Annotated in this window: 5 protein-coding genes; 1 reads left to right on the plus strand and 4 read right to left on the minus strand. The window is 47.9% G+C overall.

Going from position 1 to position 7,816, the window contains the following annotated elements:
• Positions 1-1,216 (minus strand): acyltransferase family protein (locus AC1U9U_RS14190; protein WP_479961212.1); only part of this gene is annotated, 1,216 nt, incomplete at its 3' end.
• Between the two features lie 558 nt (positions 1,217-1,774).
• On the opposite strand from AC1U9U_RS14190, the gene AC1U9U_RS14195 reads away from it, so the two are divergent.
• On the plus strand, positions 1,775-3,550 hold the full coding sequence (locus tag AC1U9U_RS14195; protein ID WP_479961208.1) for a reverse transcriptase/maturase family protein: 1,776 nt from the start codon (positions 1,775-1,777) through the stop codon (positions 3,548-3,550).
• Positions 3,551-3,960: 410 nt separating this feature from the next.
• Here AC1U9U_RS14195 and AC1U9U_RS14200 read toward each other — a convergent pair whose 3' ends face one another.
• The 3 genes from AC1U9U_RS14200 to AC1U9U_RS14210 all read right to left on the minus strand — a co-directional run.
• Positions 3,961-5,385: a WG repeat-containing protein gene (locus tag AC1U9U_RS14200; RefSeq protein ID WP_479961209.1), complete on the minus strand. Its 1,425-nt coding sequence runs from the start codon at positions 5,383-5,385 to the stop codon at positions 3,961-3,963.
• A gap of 24 nt (positions 5,386-5,409) precedes the next feature.
• Positions 5,410-6,279 (minus strand): leucine-rich repeat protein, encoded by an 870-nt coding sequence (locus AC1U9U_RS14205; protein WP_479961210.1) that lies wholly within the window; start codon positions 6,277-6,279, stop codon positions 5,410-5,412.
• 14 nt (positions 6,280-6,293) lie between these two features.
• Positions 6,294-7,816: hypothetical protein (locus AC1U9U_RS14210; protein WP_479961211.1), on the minus strand; the 1,523-nt coding region annotated here is incomplete at its 5' end.

Here is a 7,816-nt window from a genome sequence, read left to right on the forward strand (position 1 = left end):
TAAGGGAAACTTTGGCGCCGACACCCAATGGCCTTTCCCACCAATGAAGGACCGGGGTCCGCCTCCGCCCCCGTCTCCGCCTGCCGTAGCGGATGGGGTCCTCGATCAGGTAGCGGGACAGGGCAGCCAGGGTAATACTTAATCCAATTTGCCAGAGGGTGCGGGAAAGATCCAAGCCTCCCGTATTCACAACGGGATTGGTCAGGATGATGACTGGGTAATGCCACAGATAAATCCCGTAGGAACACTCTCCCAGCCAGCGCAAGGGGCCCCAGCTAAAGAACCGGCTCAAAAGGCTGTCCGGATGAGCCAGAACCGCCACCAAAACAGCCGCGGCAACGGAGAAGAGCAAGAGTCCGCCCTGATAGAGAAAGGCCTGGTATTGGTTGGTTTTCCCGATCATCAACAGTACCACCAATAACCCCAGAATGCCTGCCCCATCCAGAACCCATCTTTTTGAGCCGGAGAGATCCCCTTTCATCTTCCCGCTGGGCCACACCATGGCCAGAACAGCCCCCACCAGCAAAGAGAAGGCCCGGGTATCCGTTCCATAATAGATCCGGCTGGGATCCTGACCGGGTAGATAGAGCAGGGCCATGGCCGCAGCCGAGACCAACGCTATCGCCATCGTTCCCCCGAGGAGCCATTTGCGCTGCCGGATCCGGCTCAGCCCCAGTCCCAAAAGGAGGGGCCAGATAACATAGAACTGTTCTTCGACCGCCAAAGACCAGAGATGCCCCAGGGGAGACGTGGGGCCGAAGCTCTCAAAGTAAGAGACCTGATGAAAGATCAAATACCAGTTGCTGATATAGAATACTGCGGCCAGAGCTTCTCCCTTCAAGGCTGCCAGGCGTTCCGGAGCCCAAAGCAGCATCCAGAGCATTACCCCCGCCAGCATTACAAAAACAGCGGGCAGCAGCCGCCGGGCCCGGCGCAGCCAGAAATCTTTCAAGTCAATCGCTCCGGTGTTCTCCCATTGTTTCAGGAGAATATTGGTAATCAAATATCCGGACAGCACAAAGAACAAAGTTACCCCTAAAAGCCCTCCCGGCGCCCAGGACACATTGAGATGGTAGGCAATCACGGCAAACACCGCCAAAGCCCTCAGGCCGTCCAAGCCCGGCATATAGCCGCCGGAATTCGCCCGCGCTCTCCTTCCCCTTTGCGGTCGGTACGGCTGCTCAGTCAATTGATTCGTTTTTTTGCTGCAATTCATCTTCTCTTCACTCTCCACTTGTGCCAGGCTTCGGATCGTTTCCGTCACAATTATTTCTTCCTCTTGTGCGCACGTTGTGCGCTTCATATATATTTCACAGAAATCATCGCTCCTGCGTTGCGATGTAAGACAACCGACTTACCTTATGCGAAAGCCTCTGGGGGACAACAGCATGTCGGAAAAGTCAGGATTAGGCAGCACTTGCTGTCGAGTAGCCTGGCGAGTCAGGCCATATATGGTAAAGCCTGTGGGCTGAATCCGGGTCTGTGGCTGTGGAACGCTGCCGGACTCAAACGCCGGTATCAATGGGTATACCCAATATAGAAAGGATTGGGTATAAGCAGGCCTATTGACGCACCTGCGGTAAGCAGGGTAACGACCAACCGGATACCTACGTATGGATTCACTATATGGAGCTGTCAAACGTGACCTGCCTAAGTGCCGTCTCGGTATATGGGCAGAGAGCCCTAACAGTAGCCCAACGGCCTTCTGTAATGGAAGGCACATGGTGAAGGGGGGCAGTATTCCAAGTTCCAATTTTGAAAGGAGTTGCTTTGAATGGAGCAATCAAAACTAGTGCAAAGATTGGAAGGTTATCGCCGTCGAAACAATGTCGACCATTGCTATGTCAACGTTGACCTTTACCGGGTGCTCTACGACAGAGACCTGTACATCATCGCTTACAATTCCGTCAAATCCAACGATGGGGCGGAGACCTCCGGCGCTGATGGCACATCTCTGCATGGCTTCTGTGAGGAATGGATTACGGAACTTATCGCTTCCATGCGTGACGAGTCCTACCAGCCTCAGCCAAACAGAACAACGATGATACCTAAGCGCAATGGTAAAATGCGCAAGCTCAGCTTTCCCAACGGAAAGGACAAGCTCGTTCAGGAGGCAATCCGCATTATCCTGGAGTGCATCTATGAACCTACCTTCTCTAACCTTTCCCACGGCTTCCGGCCAAAACGGTCTACCCAAAGTGCCATAGCCGAGGTAGAGACGTGGAAAGGTACGATTTGGTTTATTGAGGGTGACATCTCTGCATGCTTTGATGAAATCGACCATCGCACACTTGAAAAGATTCTTCGGGAACGTATCAGCGACGAACGTTTCATTCGGCTCATCAATAAGTTACTCAAGGCCGGTTACTTCGACATGCAGCACATTTACCATGGAACTAAGACCGGAAACGCCCAGGGTTCTTGCTGCAGCCCCATACTCTGCAATATCTACCTCGATAAACTGGACAGATTTATGGAAAGCATTATCGAGCAGGATACCAAAGGGAATTACCGCAAGCAAAACCCTGACTACGCCAAAGCCAGATACCAATACAAAAAGGCAGTTAGAAACGGTAGCGACCCGAAAACCATTAAACACCTGAAGTGCGAAATGGAAAAGCTCCCGTCCAGCGACAGATTTGACCCTAACTTCCGCAGAGTAAGGTACGTGCGCTACGCCGATGATTTTCTTATTGGAGTAATTGCTCCCAAAGACTATGCAATCGACTTGAAACAGAAAATCAAGGAGTTCCTGAAAAACGAACTATCCTTAAGGTTAAGCGACGAGAAAACCAAAATCACTCATGCCGCAGACCAGGACGTGTCTTTTCTCGGCTATATCATCCGTAAAGGTGCTGTCAAACACAGCAAATTTGAAAACCACCCTTTTGATTCAACCATCCGTGTCTACATGAATACGGATGGTATTCTGAAAAAGCTACGAGAAAATGGTATGTGTAAAGGTAATGGCTATCCCATTGGCATCACTCGCCTCCTTAGAGAATCTCCGGAAGAAATCATCAAATACGGCAACCAGGTACTTCGTGGACTCCTAACCCAGCAGCGCGGCTGTGCCAACTTCTATGAAGGTGCGCGCATCCAATACATAGTGCAGTTCTCAATAGCTAAAACTCTGGCACGCAAATTCGACATCAGTATTAAGAAAGTGTTCGCTCGGTACGGCAGAACTCTCACGGTCAATTACCAAAATGCCAAAGGTAAAGCCTGCTCAATCAGTCTGGCACTGTATAAATCCTTTGCGAGACAAAAGGACTTCTTCGCCAAAATCAAATTGGCAGTTAAATCGTTCTCTTTCCTGCCCGTGTACAGCTTGATGAACCCGCTGGCCCGTGTCTGCTACATCTGCGGTAATCCGCATTTCAATGTCAGCATGTATCACAGGAAAACGAAGAAGAAGCTCGACAAGCCATACTCACCGATTGTCACTGTGATGTTGGCCATCAATCGGCGTCAGATACCTCTTTGCGCACACTGTTTTGCCAATGTCGAGGCTGACAGGTTTCAGCTTAATCAACTAAATCGACGATAATCCATTTGGAATATGGAGAGCCGTATGCGGTGAAAGTCGCTCGTACGGTTCGGGAAGGGGCGGGTTACTTTGTTAATCCGCCTATTTCATTACCTTATCAAGTTTTGAGTTGTAGTGCTTTACAAAAACCTTAAAAATTCTTACGAAAAAGTTAAAAATTCACGAATAGTGACAAATCGTGAAAAATAAAAAAAGGGGCTGTTGCAAAGCGAACAGAAGAGTTCGTCGAGCAACGGCCTCTTTTGGTGTCGAAAATAAAACTGTGGATCCCGAAAGATCCACAGTAGTTGTATAATTGGGTTAAAGAAAGCAGGTATCGAAAACATTTGTAGAAAAACGTCAGATATCTTATGAAACATCACAACGACAGAATAGTTTTGCGACACTCCCTTTGCTTGTTTGATCCAGTGTTACGGAGATATAACCGCAAAGGTTATCCCTGTTTTAGCTTGATTGAGGCAGGGAATAATGTTATCCCTAAGGAATGCGGATTTATCCGATACTTGGGGCGTCATAAGGGCTGTGACTTCGCTGTAAAAAGGATACTCGACCGTCCCGACTTGATTGCCGTTACCGTTATAGACCTTTACGCTTTGGTTTTCCAGGGCATAATACACGCCGTTAGACGTGTAATCATAGTAAAAAGAAGCGGTGGGCAGGGTGACCTCGTCGGCCAGTGTCCCCGTCTGAAAATTATAATACAGATGTTTGGTCATGCCGTCACTGTCTTTGGCCCGGATCACTAAACGCGCCTCTCCGGTCTGGGCATCAAAGTACCTCGGGCTTGCCCCATTGACCGCCTGGTTGTTATATTGCTCCGGGTTATAGATAGTATCACTTTCCACCGGGACAATTATCTTGCCCTGGGGGTCGATGATTCCTTGTTTACCTGCATTATTGACCGCTATAAACACTTGATCGCGGACGGGAAACAGTTGTTTGTATTGATAATCGACAAGCAAAGCCCCCGTATAATCGTAAATCGCCGAGCTGATTACACTGTTGAGATTCCTTTCCACAATCACATAGCTGTCGCTGATTTTATAAGTATAGCGGGCGGCGTTGTCTGCAGGAATTTGGCTTTGATCCAGGACAACGGTTCCCGCACTGTCCTGAACATGCAACCCCTTTTCATCTACAATAAGGATATATTTCGTGCTGTAGTTGTTTTCCGCTTGGGTGTTCCAGCCGACATCCCTGATTTTATTGTACAGGGTATCGTAGATGCCCGTGTCAAAGCTGCGATAGAGAAGGTCATCGCTGTTTGTATAGCTTTGAGCCGTGTCCTCATAGCCGGCAAAGGCCTTAACAATTTTTCCGTTTTTGTCGATGACGACAGTTTTTTTATCTTGGACAACACACGCATAGCCGCCTGAGAATCCCACGTCAGCATGGGCAGACCCGCCGGCAAATGTTTTGAACCTTGCTATCACTGCGGTGTACTCTCCGTTTATGACCGTCTTGCCGGCTTTATCGATAAATTCATAATAGCCTTTAGCGTTTTTGACTGCGGCAAGCCCCTCATAAAAGGGCTTGGCGTCATAGTACTGGGGCTGAATGATATCCCGGCCAGTTTTGTCGACATACCCCCACAAACCATTGCTGCTGTCCAGCACCGGGCATAAACCTTCGGAATACTCCCCAATCTGTTTCCAATTTTTATCTAAGTATGTAATGGATATTTCTTTCTTTTCCGGTCTCTGGACCGATTTCTCCCGAACGCCGGCAGGATCGACCGGCGCCTTTCCCTGACTTTGCATAGAAGATCCACAGCCAACCAGAGAAAACAAGACCGCTGCAATGACCAAAATAGACAGAAAGTATTTTAATTTCATTGAGATTCCCCACTTTCTAAACAATTATTGCGCTACAAAGGTAAAATAGTCATTTCCATTAATATATTTCTCGATGGCCGAGCCTTTTTTGCCGTAAATTTTTACAGGGCTGTTCGTTTTAAATACCCCATTACCAAATTCTTTAACACTGGCGGGAACCGTTATTTCCGTAACAGAGCTTTTATAAAACAAATAATCTCCCAAATAAATAACGCTGTCGGGAATGATGATACTTTGAAGATTGTTGCATTGCGAAAAAGCACCTTCGTTTAAATAAACAACACCCTCGGGGATTACAATTTCGCTCATGCCGCAACCGGCAAAAACTTCATTGTAGCCGATACTTTTTACGGTATTGGGTACCACAATTTTATCTGCCTTGCCGTTATATTTAATCAGTACGCCATCACCAACAATGACGAATTCATCCGTGAGCGCCTGGCGAAACCAACGTGTATCCGAAAAGGCATAGCGACCAATTTTAGTGACAGATTTCGGAATAATCAAAAGCGAAATAATTGCTTTATCGTCAAAAGCTTCGTCACCTATCTCTGTAACGGGTTTCTCATTAATCAGCTCAGGGATTTTAACTTCCGAAGCTGCTCCGATATACCGTTTGATTTTCACAGTATTCTTCGTTTCAAGAATGACATAATCGCCAACCGTACTTTCGGTTTCAGTTTCCTTTACCGTATCTGTCTGACTATTTTCGGGTGATTCGCTGTTTTCAGCCTGCTGGTCCTCTTTCGTGACCGCAGCCGGATTCTCTTCCGGGTTTGCCGCCTCCGCCTGTACGATGCTCTGATCGGGCTTTACGGTATTCTGCTGTGCTTGGCCGCAAGCCGTTAAAATCAAAAGGAAACCGATCAGCATTAGGGAAATCACTTTTTTCATATTCTCGCTCCTCCTTAGTAGCCGACAATGCCATAGGAAAGGCTAGCGGCGGCGTTGTTATAAAGGGCATAGTTTAATTTCATTTTTTCGTTTTTAAGATCGGCATAGATACCGGCCAGGAATTTTTCCATCCTGTCCTTACCTTCAGCAGTCGTTGCGTTGTCGGCGATGCCCAGAATGGTGTCGTTGATGATTTCACATATTTCTTTACTGTCGATGGATTGATTCAGCGAACCAACAATGGCAACATCGGTGACCTTATCCAGCAGCACGTTTTTCCCTAAGTTGACCAGAGCGCCTTCGACACTCTGCCGGCTTTCCGGAACTAATTCCTGATAGACCTGGCAGGAGGTGGACAGTATTTTTGTCGCGGCATTCAGCTGATAATAGTACTGCAGGAATTCGCAGGCATCCTGATAGCTCAGAATGTATTTTTGGCCTGTCTTTTCCACAATCTGCGCCAGGCGCTCCCGTTGGGCGAGGTTAAGCTTGTATTCAGTAATCGTTTGACCATAGATCAGATCGAGGGCTTTCATCTCACCTGAAATAGACTGTATGCCCTGGTCCACGCCGACATTGATCAGGGTCCCCCTGATATTGTCATGCAACACCTTCGTGAACAAACCGGAAAGGCTTTTCTGGGGTGTTACGGTTTGCGCTAAAACAGTAGAGGCCAAGGATTCACAGTAATCTAAAAAAGGATTTACATTTTTGTTGAAACCCACCGCCCAGAAAACCGTATCGAGGGCCGATTCCCATTTTTTCAACAGCTTTACTCCTGAAAATTGCTTGGGGCTTTCTTTAAATTCGTACCACGCTTTATCCATCAGCGTCAGTCCGTCCCGGAATACCTGGTATTCCCAGTTGGCGATGGTAATGGTCTGCAACTGAGACAGCCTAACCGGGTCGGTGACAATATGATTGTTTTCGTCGAGAAAATAACCAAAGATATATTTTCCGGAATTGAAATCCGACGTGGCCAGCCCATTCACAAGCACCGGCCTTTGGTTTTGGATTTTCAAATAGCCGTCTCCCAAAATAGTAACCACTTTAAATTCCTTTGCTTGCCCGTCGATGGTTAAGGTTGGCCGATAAAGAACGGCTGCCTTTTGCTTCGCTACGAGATCCATTAAATAATTTCCTACGGCTTGGGCATTCCGCCCAATCTGCCCTCGGGAAAAGATCTCATAGGTGTTCGCCTTCTCGCCGGGAATAACCCGCGCACCAAGGGAATACAAAACTGACTCCATCTCACAATACGACTGTCCGTCCATCGGATAGAGGGAAACGTCCTCCGTCTTCAGAACTTCTTGGGTGATCGCCTTGTATTCTGCCAAAAACTGCTCAAAGGGCAGGAAGAGTTTTCCGTCCTGAATAACGGGGTTTGACTTCAAAGCGATTGCTCGGCCGTCGATACTGATGCTTATTTTCTCCTGGTTGGCAGCGCCGGCTGTTTGCTTTGCCATCAGCCGGAACCCGGCGGAGCTGTTAGGTGCCACTTGATACCAGTATTGCTTTAAGCCATCCAACGCTTTGG

The organism is Desulfitobacterium sp., from assembly GCF_982384815.1.

Bases quoted from the DNA above. Each gene is read 5' to 3' on its own strand.
- AC1U9U_RS14205 (WP_479961210.1), bottom strand. From the start codon at position 6,279: ATGAAAAAAGTGATTTCCCTAATGCTGATCGGTTTCCTTTTGATTTTA.
- AC1U9U_RS14200 (WP_479961209.1), bottom strand. From the start codon at position 5,385: ATGAAATTAAAATACTTTCTGTCTATTTTGGTCATTGCAGCGGTCTTG.
- AC1U9U_RS14195 (WP_479961208.1), top strand. From the start codon at position 1,775: ATGGAGCAATCAAAACTAGTGCAAAGATTGGAAGGTTATCGCCGTCGA.